The sequence below is a fragment of the Mesorhizobium temperatum genome, assembly GCF_002284575.1.
Lineage (GTDB): Bacteria > Pseudomonadota > Alphaproteobacteria > Rhizobiales > Rhizobiaceae > Mesorhizobium > Mesorhizobium temperatum.
Window position 1 is genome coordinate 122,715 of sequence record NZ_NPKJ01000022.1, and the last position, 16,991, is coordinate 139,705.

16 protein-coding genes and 1 pseudogene are annotated in these 16,991 nt (G+C 59.4%); 11 read left to right on the plus strand and 6 right to left on the minus strand.

The genetic code is table 11. The features are described from left to right. Nucleotides 1-88: 88 nt before the first annotated feature. Nucleotides 89-415: a DUF982 domain-containing protein gene (locus CIT26_RS38210; protein ID WP_342586990.1), complete on the minus strand. Its 327-nt coding sequence runs from the start codon at nt 413-415 to the stop codon at nt 89-91. Between the two features lie 152 nt (nt 416-567). Between CIT26_RS38210 and CIT26_RS06480 the strand changes: the two genes are divergently transcribed. Beyond that, entirely contained in the window at nt 568-1,092 is a 525-nt protein-coding gene (locus CIT26_RS06480; RefSeq protein WP_095491797.1) for a metallophosphoesterase family protein, read from the plus strand. Between the two features lie 42 nt (nt 1,093-1,134). On the opposite strand, the gene CIT26_RS06485 is transcribed toward CIT26_RS06480, so the two are convergent. Next, nucleotides 1,135-2,148: a ribonuclease Z gene (locus tag CIT26_RS06485; protein WP_206072731.1), complete on the minus strand. Its 1,014-nt coding sequence runs from the start codon at nt 2,146-2,148 to the stop codon at nt 1,135-1,137. 265 nt (nt 2,149-2,413) lie between these two features. On the opposite strand from CIT26_RS06485, the gene CIT26_RS06490 reads away from it, so the two are divergent. The 5 genes from CIT26_RS06490 to CIT26_RS06515 all read left to right on the plus strand — a co-directional run bounded on the left by CIT26_RS06490 (nt 2,414) and on the right by CIT26_RS06515 (nt 6,200). Next, nucleotides 2,414-3,568, plus strand: coding sequence for a DUF3182 family protein (locus tag CIT26_RS06490; protein WP_095491799.1), 1,155 nt, complete (start codon nt 2,414-2,416; stop codon nt 3,566-3,568). 207 nt (nt 3,569-3,775) lie between these two features. Then, nucleotides 3,776-4,117 (plus strand): SpoIIAA family protein, encoded by a 342-nt coding sequence (locus tag CIT26_RS06495; protein ID WP_095491800.1) that lies wholly within the window; start codon nt 3,776-3,778, stop codon nt 4,115-4,117. Nucleotides 4,118-4,177: 60 nt separating this feature from the next. After that, the gene (locus CIT26_RS06500) at nt 4,178-4,399 is read left to right on the plus strand and encodes a hypothetical protein (RefSeq protein ID WP_095491801.1); all 222 of its coding nucleotides are present in this window, start codon (nt 4,178-4,180) and stop codon (nt 4,397-4,399) included. A gap of 742 nt (nt 4,400-5,141) precedes the next feature. After that, nucleotides 5,142-5,669 (plus strand): YciE/YciF ferroxidase family protein, encoded by a 528-nt coding sequence (locus tag CIT26_RS06510; RefSeq protein ID WP_095491802.1) that lies wholly within the window; start codon nt 5,142-5,144, stop codon nt 5,667-5,669. Nucleotides 5,670-5,996: 327 nt separating this feature from the next. After that, nucleotides 5,997-6,200, plus strand: a complete 204-nt coding sequence (locus CIT26_RS06515) for a hypothetical protein (protein WP_245319201.1) — start codon at nt 5,997-5,999, stop codon at nt 6,198-6,200. Nucleotides 6,201-6,284: 84 nt separating this feature from the next. Here CIT26_RS06515 and CIT26_RS06520 read toward each other — a convergent pair whose 3' ends face one another. Continuing rightward, nucleotides 6,285-6,593 (minus strand): hypothetical protein, encoded by a 309-nt coding sequence (locus CIT26_RS06520; protein WP_095491902.1) that lies wholly within the window; start codon nt 6,591-6,593, stop codon nt 6,285-6,287. A gap of 511 nt (nt 6,594-7,104) precedes the next feature. Here CIT26_RS06520 and CIT26_RS38215 point away from each other — a divergent pair. From CIT26_RS38215 to CIT26_RS06545, 4 genes and pseudogenes are all read left to right on the plus strand, one after another. Next, a pseudogene (locus CIT26_RS38215) lies at nt 7,105-7,167 on the plus strand (hypothetical protein); the annotation flags it as partial. A gap of 79 nt (nt 7,168-7,246) precedes the next feature. Then, nucleotides 7,247-7,633, plus strand: coding sequence for an ABC transporter ATP-binding protein (locus CIT26_RS06525; RefSeq protein WP_280951097.1), 387 nt, complete (start codon nt 7,247-7,249; stop codon nt 7,631-7,633). 278 nt (nt 7,634-7,911) lie between these two features. Then, complete coding sequence (locus CIT26_RS06530; protein WP_095491803.1) at nt 7,912-8,409, plus strand: hypothetical protein; 498 nt, start codon at nt 7,912-7,914, stop codon at nt 8,407-8,409. A 1,321-nt stretch (nt 8,410-9,730) separates the two neighbouring features. Beyond that, nucleotides 9,731-12,250, plus strand: coding sequence for a caspase family protein (locus CIT26_RS06545; RefSeq protein WP_245319202.1), 2,520 nt, complete (start codon nt 9,731-9,733; stop codon nt 12,248-12,250). 494 nt (nt 12,251-12,744) lie between these two features. Here the strand turns inward: CIT26_RS06545 and CIT26_RS06555 are convergent, their stop codons facing one another. Further along, nucleotides 12,745-13,323, minus strand: a complete 579-nt coding sequence (locus CIT26_RS06555; RefSeq protein ID WP_095491808.1) for a DUF6931 family protein — start codon at nt 13,321-13,323, stop codon at nt 12,745-12,747. A 193-nt stretch (nt 13,324-13,516) separates the two neighbouring features. On the opposite strand from CIT26_RS06555, the gene CIT26_RS06560 reads away from it, so the two are divergent. Further along, entirely contained in the window at nt 13,517-14,047 is a 531-nt protein-coding gene (locus CIT26_RS06560; RefSeq protein WP_095491809.1) for an OmpA family protein, read from the plus strand. 99 nt (nt 14,048-14,146) lie between these two features. Here CIT26_RS06560 and CIT26_RS06565 read toward each other — a convergent pair whose 3' ends face one another. Both CIT26_RS06565 and CIT26_RS06570 read right to left on the minus strand, forming a co-directional pair. Further along, complete coding sequence (locus tag CIT26_RS06565; protein WP_095491810.1) at nt 14,147-16,480, minus strand: M23 family metallopeptidase; 2,334 nt, start codon at nt 16,478-16,480, stop codon at nt 14,147-14,149. Then, nucleotides 16,477-16,983 carry a DUF1036 domain-containing protein gene (locus CIT26_RS06570; protein ID WP_167391306.1) on the minus strand — a complete coding sequence of 169 codons (507 nt, stop codon included), beginning with the start codon at nt 16,981-16,983 and terminating at the stop codon, nt 16,477-16,479. The genes CIT26_RS06565 and CIT26_RS06570 overlap by 4 nt, the downstream gene beginning before the upstream one ends. Nucleotides 16,984-16,991 lie beyond the last annotated feature (8 nt).

Here is a 16,991-nt window from a genome sequence, read left to right on the forward strand (position 1 = left end):
GAGGCGAAGCGCGCGCGTGACGATCTGCAGGAGCAGGTCAAGGAAGAGATCGAGTTGCCTGGACGGGGCTCTGCCTGACGGCGCCGGTCTAGATTTGTTCGCCAAGCAGGATTCTCGCATCCTTGGCCGCGACGATGAATGCTTGGCGCGCGACCCTTGGCGGCTTTTCGCCGCGGATAACCGCAAGGCAGGCTTCGATTGCAGCGAGCCGCGTCTTGGAGGCTGGCGTCGGCCAGTCCCTCAGCAGCACCTCAGCCGCGTCGGAGACCGAGACAACAACCCTGTCGCGATCGATCCGGCCAGGTTGAACAACAATCAGCTTTCTGAAACGTTTCGTTCGCACAAAGCGGCAATGTGTTAGCCGCGTCTGATCTTTGTCGCCACCCCAAATGTTAATTGCCGTCGGACTTGCCACTGCCCTTGATCAAAGCCGCCGGGCTCTCCCAACACAAGCAGAGGTGGCCAGAGCGCGACGGCGCGCTATCTCATCCGGCTCGACAGGCTCGATGACGGCATGCCGAAATTCGGGCTCGTTGGTCGATATCGTCCGCAAGGCTGTGAACGACCATGATCTATTTCACGGCCGACACACACTTCAGCGATCCCCGCATTCTGCGTATCGATCGTCGCCCGTTCGGCTCGCTGGCAGAACACGATCGAACACTGATTTCACTCTGGAACGAAACCGTCAGTCCGGACGACGAGGTCTGGCATCTCGGCGACTTTGCGAAGGGGTCGGCCGAATTCGTTTCATCGCTCCTGTCGTCGCTTCATGGCCAGAAGCATTTGATTATCGGCAACAACGACGGCGCAGCAACCGTCGGCGCCGCTGGTTGGGCCAGCACTCAACATTATAAGGAGCTGACGATAGACGGCAGGTTGCTGATCCTTTGCCACTATCCTTTTCGCACCTGGAATCAGATCGGCAAGAAATCGATCGATCTGCATGGCCATTCCCACGGCAGACTAAGCCCGGTTAAGCGCCAGTACGACACGGGCGTCGACAGCTGGGATTTTCGCCCGGTCACCCTTTCCGCCATCCTTGCTAGCCGACGTCGACGAACGATCCGCCGGGATCTTCAACGTGCGTGATCGAAAGCGCGGCCATCCCGGCTCTTGCTTAGACGCTGGTGTTCATCGTCCCGGTTGAGAAGGGCTTCCGACGCCTAGATTTGCCGCGAACTCTGCATGCAGTTCATCCTCATGTCCGAGATAGCGGGGCGAAAAGTGCATCGGCACGGCGTGTTCAACACCGGCGAGCCTGGCGATCGTGCCGGCTTCGGCTGCGGTGAGATGGCGCTTCGCGGCGGCCAGCTCGCGATCTTCTTCCAGGAAGCCCGCTTCGATAAACAGCTGGTTCGCGCCGTACGCAAGCGTAACGACACGCGCAAGATTTGCCTCGTTGAATGCGAGATCGGTCGCATAGACGATCTTCTGTCCGGGGCCGGTTCTCAGGGCTCCGGCACCGAGCAGCTCGCCGATCGAGATATGCCGATCCGCGGTTGGGGCGAGCGTCGTTCCCGGATCAGCTCCGCGCCGGACCGCACGCTTGGCTTCGCTCAACCACGGTCCGACAGGCAAACCCAATGCTTCCAGCTGCGGTTTTTGCACGTTGACCCGGATCTTTTCCTGAAACCCGAATGCAAGGCATGGAACGCCGTGGTCGAGCATTGCTGCTTCGATACGGAAATCGGGATCGTCGAGCAGGGTATTTCCCTCGGCTGGGTTTGATGCCGTGTCCTGCCGAGTGAAGCCCGATCGCGCCCGAAAGAGGCGGGAATGACGAAATCCGGCCGGCGTCCAGTCGCAGGCGGCTATCATGAAGTCGTGGGACTGTTCGTCGAGGAGATTCCATGTGTATGCGTTGAGCTTGGCTTGCACGGCCTCGGTCAGCCCAGGCGGGCCGAAGAAATGCACTGTTTTATTCCTGTATAGAAATAACCGCAGCAGCCGATCGAAGCCGGCGAAATGGTCCATGTGCATATGTGATACGAATACGTGGCTGACGCGCAGGATTTCGCGCGGCGAAAGTGGCGACAGATCGCCAATGTCGAAGAGCATCGCCCGGTTGCCGAATCGGAAATCCAGAAGAAGCCCCGCATCCGAGAAGGGGTCGTTGACCAGACGCGGCTGAACCAGCAACGTCACCGAATCCACCCGATACTGTTTTCGAATTTCGCCACTAGGCGCTCACCTCAGACACGACCTGGACCTGACGTCTACCCCCTCTAATTGCGCGCTCGGGGTAGCGGTTCCCGAGGTATATCGTTCGAGGGGACGCAGAAGACGGCGAGCCGGCCAAGCCAGGCTGAACGTTTCTGCCATCTTGCGCGTTCTCTTGGGTCGGAGCGAGTCGCGGGCCGAAACATCGGCAACCCGCGGCGATTGAGGTAGCAACCCAAGAACGAGCAACATGACCGAGCACAGAGGCAGTCAGCCGAGCGAGGCAAAAGGGACCGTGATCGCATTCTCCGCGCCGGGCTGCGAGCCCCTCTACGCTCACGAACGGGAAGCCATGGCTGCCGTTGCCCGCACGATTGCGAGCCTCAAGGGATTTGCCTTCCAGCAGGGTCTAGGCCACAGCAGCGGCAACGGCGGGGGCTTGTATTTCGTGCCGGACGACAGCTTGCTTGCCGCCGATGCGGCACGGCTGGGTATCAACGGGCCGCAAGACCTCTTCGGCGGCGTGGTGCCTTGGCGCTTCGCAATGACCAAGGCCATAACCCATGAACTGGTCGACGGCTTGGCCGAGCGACCGAAAGAATGGTCTACCGGCTTCGGGAGAACTGTCAGCGCGGCAGTATTGCCTGGCTACACCGTGTTTTCGCGGCACGATGCGCTGCGAGCAGCGGAACGTCTGCTGAGGCTCGGGGTTGCCAGACTTAAGCCACCGCTTTCCTCGCGAGGCCAAGACCAGCACATCGTTCGGACGGTCGCTGACGTCGAGAGACTGCTCGAGCGATACCGCTCCTCCGACCTGGATGAGTGCGGTCTTGTGCTCGAAGCGGACCTTCGTGATATTGTCACGCTGAGCGTTGGCAGAACGGAAATCGATGAAATCATGGTCGCCTACTACGGCACTCAAAGGACGACGATCGATAATGCGGGACAATCCGTTTATGGCGGATCCGATCTCATCGTCGTGCGCGGCGGGTGGGAAGCTCTCGAAGACCTTCAGCTTCCTCGCGCACTGACTTTGGCAACGGTGCAGGCGAGGGCCTATGACGCGGCGATGGCTGAGTATCCTGGATTTTTCGCCTCGCGGCGCAACTACGATATCGGCCAGGGCGTCGATTCGTCGGGCATCTGGCGATCCGGTGTGCTCGAAGCCAGCTGGCGCATTGGCGGCAGCAGTACTGCCGAGCTTGCAGCAATAACCATCATGAAGCAGGACCCGGACATCCAACTCGTCCGGGCGTCCGCAGTTAAGCGGTTCGGCAATAGCAGCCGGCTACCAGTGAATGCGGACGTTCACTTTCAAGGAGAAGACCCCGACGAGGGTCCGATTACGCGCTATACCGTCGTCACGCATGTGACCCGGGAGCCGCCAAAGAAAGCGGCCGATTAACATCTTGGGTTGGTGTCGTCTGCACTGTCGGATTTGCCCCACACTGTCGATAGTCGCTGTAGAACCCTGTGCCATCTGCGCCGGCTCATGAGCGTCAAATTTAGATCGCAAAACGCTTAGGACCGGGGAACATCCGTGGGCGGCTTGAGTTGTTCGGCATAACCCTGAAAGCCGATCCGAAGGAGGAAAAAGTGATCGAGGTTATTTCTGCTCCCTGAGAATGTCGCCGCATTTCGCGTTGCCGGTACCGTGACCGCGGAGGACTACGATAAAGTCATCCCGGCCATCGAAGAGAAACTGGGCGAACATGATGAGATCGGCATCCTAGCCGACCTTACGGATTTGGAGGACATGACGGGCGACGCCTTGCGCCGCGATCTGCAGTACGGCTTGAGCAAACTTGGCGAATTCCACCGCTTCCAGCGTGCCGCGGTGGTGACCGAAAAACAGTGGATCAAGGCAGCTACGGAGATGACGGGCGCGCTTTTCTTCCCGCAGATCGAGGCGCGGGTGTTCCCGGCGGGCGAAAAGACCCAGGCGTTGGAGTGAGTAGCCGGTGTCCAATAGCAGCATCCATCTGATCATCTTCAGACCATTTAGGGAGTGGCCATGCCAACCATCTACAGCAAGCGACAGGATTCGGAGGGCTTGTGGGAAGTCTATGACCGCGAGAGCGAGGAAGCCGTCATAGTCGACGGTTTGCCACTTTGCGGCCTGGATGAAATCGAAGCCGACGAAGCCATTAGAAAACTCAAGCGGGGTGAGTTGACATCCGACAACATTCCCCCGACGGCCCAGTCTGGCTGGCCTCCAACCAAAAACGGCGTATAGTGAGTTTGAGCTGTCTTGCCCCTCCGTCTTCGAACAGAGAGCGGACCGATTCAGTGTTGCAAAACCGCGAACCGCGTAAGCTGTTGTCCAGAACCGCACTGGCAGCAATTGCAATTATCTGCGCGCTAATTCTTGCCGCGTTTTTCATCGGCTTTGAATATTCGGCCCCTGACGAAGGCGCGCTCGTTATTCCCGGATCGCAACGATCGCCGTGATGCCCTGTCGCCCTACATTTCTGACCGAGCTCGTCAGACCAGCGCGAGCGCGGTTGCAGGGGCCACATTTCCAGTGCATTTCTCGCCATCGTCCATGATCAAACAATATCTCAACCACCAGTTGGAGTGCCCTGAGGATTCCGGCCGACGCCGGCCCTGACGACCGGATCTTTTGCGACGACTGCGGCGAGTTCCTGGGTACATGGGACGATCTGCTTACCGATTTTGAGAGGCAGGGCGGACAGGATGGAGTATTCCGTCTCGACAAGGGCCGTATCAGGCGGATCGATTGAGCCGATTGCGCCCGGGCCGACCGGGGCGCGGGAGCGGGCCACCCCGTGAGATATCGACCATCGCTTGCGCATCCGCTCACCAGCGTAACCCTTTGCAGCACCTGACCATTCGACCCCGAAGCGTCGGAAAATTTCCAGCGGCTCGAATCGTCAGGGAACTTGTTGCCGACCGGCGGGGTTATCGGACGCCTTCATAGTTAGGGAGGCTAGCTCCAACCCCAGCGGGAGACGACCATGGCAACTGCGAAGAAATCCGCGAAAGCGACAACCAAGGGTCTTGAGGACCTGTTCCTCGACGGACTCAAAGACCTTTACTACGCCGAAAAGAAGATACTGAGGGCGCTGCCGAAAATGGCGAAAGGTGCGGAGTCGGAAAAAGTGACTGCTGCATTTGAAAAACACCGTGTGGAAACGGAAGCCCACGTCGATCGTCTCGAGGAGGTGTTCGAGAAATTCGGCAAGGCAGCACGCGGCAAGACCTGTCCGGCAATCGACGGCATCATCGAAGAAGGCTCTGAGATCCTCGAAGATTATGAGGGCGCTCCTGCGCTCGATGCCGGACTGGTCGCAGCGGCGCAAGCCGTCGAGCATTACGAGATCGCCCGGTATGGCACTCTTATCGCCTGGGCAGAACAGATGGGAAAGGCCGATGTTGCCGCCCTTCTCAAAGCGACGCTCAAGGAAGAGGTCGCGACGGATGAAGCGCTGACGGGTCTTGGCGAGGGTGGTGTCAACCAACGTGCTCTTCAAGCGGCCGCGTAATTTCTTAGGCCACCGGCTTGCGGAGCCCCGGCAAGGGATCGCCAGCGGCTCCGCTCCGAAGATGCAGGGTATCGGGCTTGCCATCCGAGATTCTTGAACCGGCCTGACTGACCGGCAGTTGCAGGGAATTCGCCTGCAACTGCCAAGCTAAGTTAGCTGACAATTCAAGGACACCAATGGGTTCAAGGGCACTGCGCAGATATTAGGTGAAAGAGCAGGATGATGGATCCCGTGTTGTGGATAGCTTCCCTAGGGACAGTCATCTTGATGCAGGCTCCGCCCGGCCCCGACGTTCCTTCCGAAATTCGTTGACCGGCTCGAGGATCGGTGACCCTGCAATTGCTGTTGCTGGGCGGCACGCAAAAAATCACCGGCGTATCGGTGCTAGGCGCATACGCGCTCGCGTCCGGTGCGGTTGGCGAGTGGATCCTGAAGCAACCAAAGATACGGCTCTGGCAGCAGCGCATCGCCGGCTGTCTCATCATTGGCCTGGGCATTCGCATGGCCGTGAGTGGCGGAGCGACCCGTTAAGATAGCCCACCCCACGCGGCTATCCATTCGCTCCTGCCTCACAGTCGCTAATCAAAAGGCGGGCCGTTGCCCGCCTTCCATGGTTCAGTTACTCCCGCCGCCGAGCTTTTTGACACTGCTGCAGAATTCAGGGTGGGTGTTGGCGGCGTTGGCGTTTGCCGCCTCCTCATCGCAGACTTTTGTCATTGCCATGCGGTCCTCGTCCGTCAGCGCTTTCCAAGCTGCCGTGAACTCGTCGTCGGACCGCAGGGTCGTCATGCTAGCGTCTGTGTAGAACGGCTCCATCTTTGCGGGGTCATCCAAGGCAGACGTGCCTTTTTCGCCTGCCGCGAGAGAAACGCCGCTTACCATAGAAAGCGCCATCGCGCCCAAACAGATCATCTTGTAGTTCATGACAAGATCCTTCCGTTGTTTACTGGTCGCTAATGCAACGACCTGCTGGCAAACGGCGTGTTTCAGAAAAGGTTCCTTTCTCACTTGCTGGCACGGCACTTGACCGGTGCTTTCTACAACCCGGATGGCCATCGCCAAGAGCGCGCTTACCTCTATCCTGAGCTGGGGCAAAATCTGCTAGCGTTCCTTAATGGCTCATCACCAGCTACCATTGGCGTCGATCGAGCCGACGCCATGCCGCGCTCTTCGGTCGGCGAGGAAAGCGTAAGATGAAGCAGAGCGGTGTTGTCTTGCAAGACGATGGCGGGCGGGCGACGCCAGTTCTCGGCTTCAATGTCCATATATGGCGGATCGCCCTCGATGCTCCAATTTCACAATTGGACCTGGCGGCGCTTAGCCGTCGCAGCGCCGCCTCGCCACGCTGGAGGTCCGCAGCGCCAGCAAAGTCTATGAGAGCGGCGCCGTCAGCGGCATCGTCGGCCCCAGCGGCTCGGGCAAGACGACACTGCTGATGATCGCCGGTCTGCTGGAGGCTCCGACTACGGGAGAGGTTCTGTTCGACGGCAAGGTAATTTCGCGTCCCGGTGCTAAGCTCAACGAGCTGCGGACCTTCAGGCGGACCCATCTTGGCTTTGTATTCCAGAAGGGCGAATTTGATCCCTTTCCTCACGGTCGCCGAGAACGTCGCCATCGCCTTGCAGGTCAACGATGTCGGCCGACAGCAGGCGCAGTTGCGAGCCGCGAGGCTGCTCGATGCGTTGGGCATGGGACATCGCGGCTCCAACTATCCGTCCCAGCTTTCCGGCGGCGAGCAGCAGCGCGTTTCGATCGCGAGGGCCCTGGCCAACGATCCCACCGTCATTCTGGCCGACGAACCCACCGCTGCGCTGGATGGCACGCGGGCGGAGATGGTGATGAAGGTCTTCAGGCATCTGGCGGACAGTCGCAATGTCGCGATCTGCGTTGTGACCCACGATACGCGCTGGATGACCTACTTCGATTCGACGCTCGAACTCGAAGACGGCCGAGCACGGGGATAGACACCCGTCGCTGCAAATGACCGATAGCCCACAGACACCGCCATTTGGCGCTTGCGGCATTCTCGACCAAGCGCTCAAACCACGTCGTTACCGCCGTTTGCCGCATCTACAGGCCAGAAATCGCGTAGACCAGTCTGCGTTCCGGTGATGTGGATCTCGGATCTATCGGGTAGGCGGCGGCAACTCGCTGAACCGTGCGGAAGGCGTATCAGTGCCGGATGAATGGAACATCTGCCGATAATTGCCGTTGATATGCTCATCAGGCGAAAGGGCTGCACATGTCAAAACTTCAGGCAGCAACTTCAGAGGATTTGCAACGGCTCAAGCTCGAGGCGTCGGCTTACTTTGGCCCGAAAATGCTCAATGAAGCACTATTGCGCCTTTGCCAGGCTTGCGGAGCCGACAGCCTTGACCGGTTCGAGAAAACCATGATCGATCAGATCGAGGCAATGCATGATGATGATAGAGCCAACTTCGAAACACTGAAAGAATTTGCCATCGAACAGCTTTACGCCTGCGTTCGAGAGGTCAAGTCTTCACCGAAGATGAAACAGCCGCTGGAGGAAACAGAAAGCCGAAGGACACCTGGTCGGTCGGAAGAGCCAAAAACCTTGGAAGACCAGTTGCAGGCCGGGCTTGAGGATTCTTTCCCCGCGAGCGACCCGCCTGCCGTAGTATCCACAGCAATCTCCGGCGGGTCGAAAAAGCTGGTCGGGACTGACGAAGTCCTCAAAAAGCAGCGAGAGCAGGCGGCTAAGGATAACGGCCGGTCATAGACGGCCCGGTCCGAGCGAAGGGATGCTTCCGCTCGCTTGGTTTGCCGCAGGGCTGGCCATCATGCGAACAGACCCAAAGCTTGACGGCCGCCTCTCGCGCCCACAGCCGCAACTTCCGGAACGCCGGGAACCAATCGCTGCATCGGCTTTGCTGGTGATGTCGGACTTACGTTGGCTGCTGATCCCTGGCTGCCAGCAGCGGCCTCGTCGCCCGTCACTGAAATACTCCTGCGGGTATAAGCCATTTCTGACATTTGCGTATGGGAACCACGCCGTGCTCAGGCTCCAGGGATGATAACCGGCCGATCCAATAGCTCCTCACCGATGCATCTTGATTGGCTCTCGCTGCGAGCCACTCCGCCCGCTCCCGCGTCAAGCCGATAAGGCAAGTGCCAGCGAAGTCCGCAGGCACATCCACGGTGGTATCGAACACGGCCCATGTGTTGGTCGGTTCCTGAACGGGCAAAAACCTCATAACAGCACCTGCTAATATATAGCACGAACTTACGGACGGAGCACTGTTCCGGCATCAACCAAACAAGGAGAATTTTCGTGTCGACACATTGCGGCGCGCTGAGCATCGCGAAGTGTCGCCGAAATAGGGTGGCAGATCTCGACGAGCGAACGCATCCAGGAGCCCGCCAAGCGGCGGCGCTTTTGCGTGTCAGCTGTCCGCCTTCAGTGCTCCATCTCGCGGACAGTGTGGCCTCAGCGTATCCCTCAAGGAACCGTCAACCGGCCTTGGGAGCGCTGCTCGGAACGAGGAATCCACCCTTTAGCAACTCCAGGGCATCGAGCGCCTCGTCATCCAGCAAATTTGTCAGAGCCACCCCGTCTGCGAAGACAACCTTGTCGTCGTCTATGTCATAGACCTCCCAAAGCCCTTCCTTGATCCGTCGAATGGCGTGCCGATGCTCCATAAGCAGACGCTAATTGAGTCGCGGAAATGGTGGGTAGAGAAAATCAGGGGTAGACCGACATTAGTAGGGGAAAACCTCAGGCGCCTGACGCGTGATGCGTGTGCGCAAGTCAAGGGTATGCCGGCCGCGCGTGGCCCGAGGGGACCATATCGACCACGGGTCCAAATAGCCAGGTTGAGAAACCGTTCGACATCATTGCGGACACTCGGCCTCTGATGTAATTTATGGTTTGATCAAGTGAGGAATATACCGCTGTCGCGACGGCTTTTCTCTCTTTTCTGTCTCGGCAGATAGCATGCTCTCTAACGGACCTTGATACCGCAGCTGTGTTCTTGTGGTCGCTAGGTAACAGGGTTAAGGGATTTGCCATGCTCCGACGTTGCGGATTCGTTGCAGCTTTGATGCTCGCAAGCTTCACGATTTTCGAGGCTTCTGCAGTCGAACGAAGGGTCGCCTTTGTAATCGGCAACTCCGATTACCAAGAAATCTCGGCGCTCAAGAACCCGGCCAAAGACGTGGTGGACGTGTCCAACACGTTTCGAGCGGCTGGTTTTGATGTTTTCGTCGCCAGAAACCTTACAAAGCTGCAGTTTGAAGATCAGTTCCGCAACTATCTTGCCGCCGTGGACGGCGCGGATGTGGCTGTCGTCTACTATTCCGGTCACGGTTTTCAGATCGGCGGCGAAAATTTCCTGATCCCTGTCGATGCCTCATTGAAAGATGCGGCGGACGTCGAGGTCCAGGCTATCAAGCTGAACGACGTGCTGCAGCAGATGCGTTCGAAATCGAAGATCCAGGTGATCATCCTCGATGCCTGCCGCAACAATCCATTCCCTCGCAAGGACTATTGGCTCAGGGACCAGCTTCTTACCGCCAGCGGCACCGGCCTTGCGCAAGTAAGGAGCTCGCTGAACACGCTGATTGCTTTCGCCACCGAACCCGGCGCGGTTGCCTATGACGGCGCCGGCGACCTCAGTCCTTTTTCATTGGCGTTTTCTCGTCGCGCGCTCGCCCCGAACCAGGAGATCCGCACGGTCATGTCGGCCGTCCGCCGGGATGTGGTTGAGGCTACCAAGGGCTTGCAGGTTCCCTGGGAGAACTCTTCGCTGATCGACGAAGTCGTTCTGATGCGTCGCAGCAGCCGCCCCTCTCTACCGCCCGTGTTGGAGAAAGTCGTGTTGTCGGGGGTCGGGCCTGTCGACCTGAACCTCCCGGAACCGGTGGAGGTCGACGGCGGATCAATCACCGTCAGCATCGAAAGACCGCCCGCCTTGGGACGCCTGATGCTGAATGGCAAGGTTGTCGAAGCGGGGGATCTGATCCAGGGCAAGGATCTGCCGCATCTGCAGATGGATGTCCCCAAGGGAGTTGGCGAGCCAGAAGAGATGGATATGCTGGCCTACGCCGCACGCGACAATTGGGGCGGCGAAGCCAAGGGCATGCTGGTGTTCCGGGTCAAGAGCGGCGAAGGAACCCAGGGCGAACAGGTGATGGCCTCGCTCGAAGCCGAGCAGAAGCAGCAGGTGCTGCAGCGCGGCATTCATGTCACCGGTGCCGCCGAGGCGATAGAAAACCGGGAGATCGACGTTCCGGTCGGCGTGGGCGCGGTTGCCTTGAGCCTGGATCTCCCGACAGATGACTCGGCGGTCAGCCTGAAAGTTGCGAACTATCCGGCAACGGGAACGCTCTCCCTGCCGGATCGAGCCCTGACGCCCGAATCGAGCTTGACGGTCGGTGAAGTCGAGGGGCTGCGCTATGAACCCCAGATCGGAGCCAGCGCACCGGTCGAGGTTGCCTTCGAAATTCGGGCGGACAGCGGCGTATCCAAACCCGCCAAAATGAAACTGTCGCCAAGCGTCGATCCGTGCGACTTGGCTGCCGGCGAACCTCTCGACCTTCAAGGCGTGGTCCCCGGCCTGCTGCCAAATGAAATCGGCGCCGACGCGGTGAAGCTCTGCGAGACTGCGGTGAAGGCGTATCCCGATGTCGCCCGCTTCCGCTATGAACTGGGTCGCGCGCTGCTTGCAGCCGGCAAGGTCGACCAGGCCAGGAAAGCCATCCAGCAGGCCGCCGACAGGGGGCACGTGCGCGCTGTGTTCGAACTCGGCTACCTCTACGCGACCGGAACGGGCCTGGCTGTCGACCGCAAGCAGGCCAACACCTTCTACGCGGCTGCAGCCGACAAGGGTGATCCCTACGGGATGACGTCGTGGGGCCGTGCCTTGTTCAATGGCTACGGCGTCGAGCGCGACACCGGCAAAGGACTGGACCTGCTGCTCAAGGCGGCATCAATGGGGCACACCTATGCCATGAACGATCTCGGCGCGATCTTCACCGAAGGCCGCAACGGCGTGCCCGCCGATCAGGCCCGTGCCGTTGCCTTCCTGGAGGCTGGCGTCCAGCGCCAGGATATGTATTCGATGAACCTGCTTGGCCGGAACTATCTGTCCGGCGCGGGCGTCGAAAAAAATCCGGAAACGGCGCTGGCCCTGTTTCAGAAAGCCACCGAACTTGGCCAGCCCTACGCTCCGGGTAACCTCGCGCGCATGTATCGCGACGGCGTGGGGGTGGAGCGCAACCTGGCAGAAGCGCAAAGACTGTTCGAGATGGCGACCATGCGGGGCGACCCGTCCGGTGCATTCGATCGCGCGGTTCTCGAAATGGAAAAGGGCGAAAAGGCCGATCAGGCCACCGCCGTCCGTTTTCTGGCATTCGCAGCCGCACTGGACACTCGCGACCAGCTGCCGGAAGCCCAGAAGAACCTCGCGAATTTCGGCACGAAGGTGAAAACGACGGCTTTGAAGCAATTGCGCCAGGAGCTCAGGTCGAAGGTTCCCGCATCCGGTTCGTTGGACAATCAACTGGTTAACGCGGCCAGGCGGGTCTGGGAACAAGCCAACCCGCGTCGGGACGTGTTCTGACCAACCAGGAGGTGATGGTGAGCAGGAATTGGAAGCAGGCAATCATCGGAATAACTCTGTCCGGCGTCCTGGCGGGGGTCATGGGCTGCACATCCTGGTCACCCCTTCAACCGACCCCGCTGGTGGCGACGCCCACGCCGCCGCCGAAGGTCGTTCGCAGAGCCCCTGCGCCGCGGAAGGTCGTCAACCCCGCTCCCAAACCGGTGGCCGCCAAGAAAGTGGTTAAACCGGTCGCGGACGAGCCTGCTGCCGCACCTCCCGTAATCATTCCTTCTTCGGGAGGTGGCGGGGGTGGCGGGAGTGGGGGGAGCGGCGGAGGAGGAGGCGGCTGGGGAGGATAGCGCTGAATGGCGGCTGCAAGTAAGCCAAGTAATTAGAGCATTTACGGCCAAGTGGAATCACTTGGCGTCGCAGGAATGCGGCTAAATCAAACAGATAGAGCCGGATGCTCAGTTCAATTTGAACGTATCCCGCTCGCGGATCCGGGCTACGGTCTAATTCGCATCCGCTGATTGGCGCAGCGCCTCGATCTCCGCCATCTGAATGCCCATTTCGACAAACGCGGAAAGAACTGAAAAGCGGTCCTCTAGTGCAACGCGTGCCAATCCGGCGAGAACCCCCGCACTCACAGCGCGGGCGGGAGGTATTGGCTGCAAGGCCGCTACCGCTGACGCCTCCATAGCCGAACCGTTGCCATGCCGTCCTGCAGCCAGGGCAATCCAGGCGGCCGGCGTTGTTGGCGGCATTGCCGCAGCCTTGCTCATTTCTGGGCGATGGTGAGGGCTATCCGGTTCGCTGACCCAGTCACGAACAAGCGCAAGCAACTCCTGATCCCCGCGGTCGAGCAGAACGGTGAGATGGCTCAGGCATTCATGCGCCCACCACACCGCAGCCCGCTCGGGAAGCAGATAGGCACAGAACGTAATCGCCTCCTCGGGCACCCGCCCGGCAAGCAGGGCGCGGCAAAATTCGATTGAAGGCTGTTCGGTCGGAAGTGCCACCATGTCCCTGGAAACAGCGGGGCAGGCCATGAAAAGATCCCGTGCCGTTTTGAATCGAAGCTCATTGGCCATGGCCGCCACGCTTTCCCCAGGGAACAATCGACACTGAAGCCCTGGACAGGGCGCGGGTCAAGTCTCCAGTCCCTGGCAAGATGCAACTGCCCTCCACCACCCGTATGCTTGACGTTTATTGACAGACAATCGCTTGGGGATTTGGTATAATCCGCAGCCGACAAGATCGGATGCTCAAACGGGAGTAACCGTCATGCAGTTGGGCAGTTTAGCCTTCGTGTTTACGGTCGCGGTTTTTTCGACCCACGCTTTTGCTGATCCGCTTCAGAAATCAGAAGACATCGTGAAGTTTTTTGACGGGGCGAGCGAGTTCGGCCCGTCGCGTGGAATTTGCGTCGGCACCGAGGAAGAGTGCAACAGCAAGAACAAGCAAGCGCCTGCCGAAAAAACCAGCCTCGACATGCTGATCAATTTCGGCCTGGATTCTGCGGAACTCGATGCGACTGCGCGCGCTGAACTGGACGAGTTCGCCAAGGCGTTGAAGGACAGCCGACTGAGCACTCTGAACTTCGTTGTTGAGGGTCACACCGATGCAACCGGCTCGGCTGATTACAACGAGGGACTTTCGGAACGAAGAGCCAGATCGGTAACAACCTTCCTGACCTCTAACGGCATCGATCCTGCCCGCATCAAAGCGACAGGCTTGGGCGAAGCGAATCCGCGCAGCCCCAACCCATTCGATCCGGTAAACCGCCGGGTGGAAATGCGGATAAGGACTGAGTAGCTGGAGCGGGTGCGCTGGACTAAGACCCGCGCGTCCCTTTCGACGCGAACCGAAGGTCAGCGCAGCAAACCGATTCCGATTTCCGGGCCATGCGCTGGCTCAAAGCGCATTCTGAACGGAACTCACCATAGTCGTGATCGCCTGCTTGTATTTTTCGAACTCGGGCGATGTCTGCCGGACTTCCGTCGTTGTCGTTGTCCGTTGGCTCACTTCAACCATCGCCGGGCTCAGCTTCCGCCCCATTTTCCTTTCGGCCCAGCTCACGACATAGCTGGCGGACTTGCCGGTGAGAAACGGGTTGGCTTGAATGACGGCCGACCCGAGCACGGCGCTCAATTGCACCGAACCCGGCGACGACAACACTTGATGGGCGCCTTCCATCCCCAGGAAATGACAGAGATAAAGCCGGCCGGCTGTGATCTGGTGGCCGCGCGCCCGAAGATAAGCTTCGCCTTCGCGCGCCAGATTGCTGACCATCTCGCGCGAGATGGTTGCGTCATAACGCAGAGCAAGCAGGTCGGCGGTTGACAGTGTCCGCGCAAGTTCGGGACGGTAGGTGTTCATCATCCTGATCCAGGTCTTCGTTATGAACTGACCGGCGCCGGTCGCCGAAGAAAGTGGGTTCTTGGCGCGGGCGCTGCCGCCACTCTCGACTTGAACGATACGGTCGGTCAGCGTTTCGACAGCGGAATCATCCGTTGCGATGGCGGTAACCGTACCCAGGGGATCGATCGCCTCGCCGTTGCGATAGAGTTCGAAATGCAGGTGCGGCCCAGTCGAAAGACCGGTAGTGCCGATGTAACCAATGATATCGCCTGCCTTCACCTTCGCGCCGACACCGCCCTTGACCGCGAATTTCTGCATATGCGCATAGCGCGTCTCGCGCCCGTTTCCGTGCGAAATCTTCACCAGGTTGCCGTAACCCCCTCCATCGCCTTGAAAAACGACTTCGCCGTCGAAGGCGGCTGCAATCGGCGTACCCAAAGGCGCCGCCCAATCCACGCCCTTGTGAATGCGGACAGTCCCGAGGATTGGGTGCTTGCGTGGGCCGAAGGTGGACGTCATGACCCCGTTGACCGGGGTAACCATGCCGTTGGTGACTGTCAGCGAGCGAACCTGATCGTCGCCGCTAACGCATGCAAACTGGCCGTCGGTCTGCTGGAAGACGAAACAGTCGAGGCTTTTTTCGCTACCCTGGACGCCAACATACAGCACCCGTCCGGCCGTCTCTTCCTTGCCGCGTGGCCTTTGCGAATAGATCAGGACCAACCGCTGGTCTTCGCTGGCGAAGGCATCCAGATCCTGTCCTCGCGAAAGATACATGATCGCTTCTCCGATCACGCCGGTCGGGACTTTGTTGCGTGCCGCCGTCGAGTAGATTGCGTCGAGCAGCCGGTATTGCCTTTTGTGCGTGCCTTGCGCCTGCGCACCCGAATAGTTGAAAAGGTCTTCGCGGACCCAGGGGTCCACACCAGACACAAACACACCAGCGGCATCGCGGGTCAGCGTGCCGACAAATACGTTCTTGGCGTAGATCGAAACCTGCATAAGGGACATGGTTGTCGTCTCGCGCGCCGGCCTGAAACCGCGCATGGCGACGACATAACCCGGCTCAAGGCTTTCCCGATTGAAAAGCACATTCAGGGCTTCGCCTGCCAGCTTGGCATCCTCGGCGGAGAAACGCGCATCCAGGGCAACGCTGTCCAAGCTGCGGTCGTTGAGAATCTTTACGAACGTGTCCTCGGTAGCCTCGTATCGTTGATATTCGCTGGTGACATTTGCAACGCTTGTGTTGTTTTCGATCTGGGTTTTCCGGAACGCGGGAAGGGCTGCCTCGCCTGCATCGATTGTTTCGCCCCAACCTGCTTCGGCATCATCGGCGTCCACCTGCGGGTCCGAAGCAACCGGAGCCTCGTTTAGAACGGGCGGTGGCTGAACATCGTTTTGCAGATCGTTGGATGGCGCCGGCGCGGCCTGTCGCTGTGCCTGGAAGAATGCGAAATCTTCTTGCGTGGACGGTATCGTTGTCATGAATTTTTCGCTGGCGCTAAGCATCACGTCAGACAGAACTTCGATCTGGGGAGAAACTCCAGCCTGATCGAGTTCTGCCGGGCGCGGGATCACTTGGCTTTTTGTTGCGGCGCCGGTGTCGGGCGCAAGGGTGATCCACATCGGGTCGCCTGCGAGATCGATGATGGCAGGCACATAGACCGATGCATCGGCTGGCACATCGTCGGTTCCCTCGACCGCGTGCAACTCCTCATCTTCATCACCAAACGACCAATAGTCCGCGGTGAGATAGAAGCCGGCAGCGATCGACAACAGGACAACCACAGCAAGACCGGCAAGGAGTCTGCGCCAGAGCCTGCGTCTGCGCAGGGCGGCGCGCGCCTGCTTTTTCAACCTGAAGCTTGTGTCGATACTGTGCGTCACGGATTGCTTCCGGTCAGGAAAAAGGTCCACCGCGCCTGTTCAAGCGTATCGACTTCGAGAAATCGTGCGGCGATATGGCCGCGCTGCCAGCATTCATCGATGCCGCGTATCGAAAAACGCCGCCGGTCGATGCACATTTCGGTCGACCCGTTCAGGGTTGCATGGCCAAAAACGTCCGTCGCATAGATGTAAATGTAGCGGTTGGTGAGTTCCTCGCGGATCACGTTCACGCACTGATTTGCGCCGATGGTCCACCAGCCATCGGTCTGGTCCGCATTGTCGACCTTTTGGCCGACAGCGAGATTAACGACGTCGAGCGTCTGATTGCAGACGGTGAATTCGGCACGCGCTTCGTTGGACGACAGGAGAGCCAGCAATGTCGCGCCCGAGATGACCGTAAGTCTGATACGGCCTCTCAGGGTAAGCAGGCCGCGAAGCCGGTCACGCAGATTTCTCGGCGGGGCAGCGGTCGGGAAGGAAAAACGCGAGCGGCGGCGGTCCATCGGCGTTC

Coding starts and splice junctions, on each gene's coding strand:
- CIT26_RS06480 (WP_095491797.1), top strand. CDS start 568: ATGATCTATTTCACGGCCGACACACACTTCAGCGATCCCCGCATTCTG.
- CIT26_RS06490 (WP_095491799.1), top strand. CDS start 2,414: ATGACCGAGCACAGAGGCAGTCAGCCGAGCGAGGCAAAAGGGACCGTG.
- CIT26_RS06500 (WP_095491801.1), top strand. CDS start 4,178: ATGCCAACCATCTACAGCAAGCGACAGGATTCGGAGGGCTTGTGGGAA.
- CIT26_RS06510 (WP_095491802.1), top strand. CDS start 5,142: ATGGCAACTGCGAAGAAATCCGCGAAAGCGACAACCAAGGGTCTTGAG.
- CIT26_RS06520 (WP_095491902.1), bottom strand. CDS start 6,593: ATGAACTACAAGATGATCTGTTTGGGCGCGATGGCGCTTTCTATGGTA.
- CIT26_RS06530 (WP_095491803.1), top strand. CDS start 7,912: ATGTCAAAACTTCAGGCAGCAACTTCAGAGGATTTGCAACGGCTCAAG.
- CIT26_RS06545 (WP_245319202.1), top strand. CDS start 9,731: ATGCTCGCAAGCTTCACGATTTTCGAGGCTTCTGCAGTCGAACGAAGG.
- CIT26_RS06555 (WP_095491808.1), bottom strand. CDS start 13,323: ATGGCCAATGAGCTTCGATTCAAAACGGCACGGGATCTTTTCATGGCC.
- CIT26_RS06560 (WP_095491809.1), top strand. CDS start 13,517: ATGCAGTTGGGCAGTTTAGCCTTCGTGTTTACGGTCGCGGTTTTTTCG.
- CIT26_RS06570 (WP_167391306.1), bottom strand. CDS start 16,983: ATGGACCGCCGCCGCTCGCGTTTTTCCTTCCCGACCGCTGCCCCGCCG.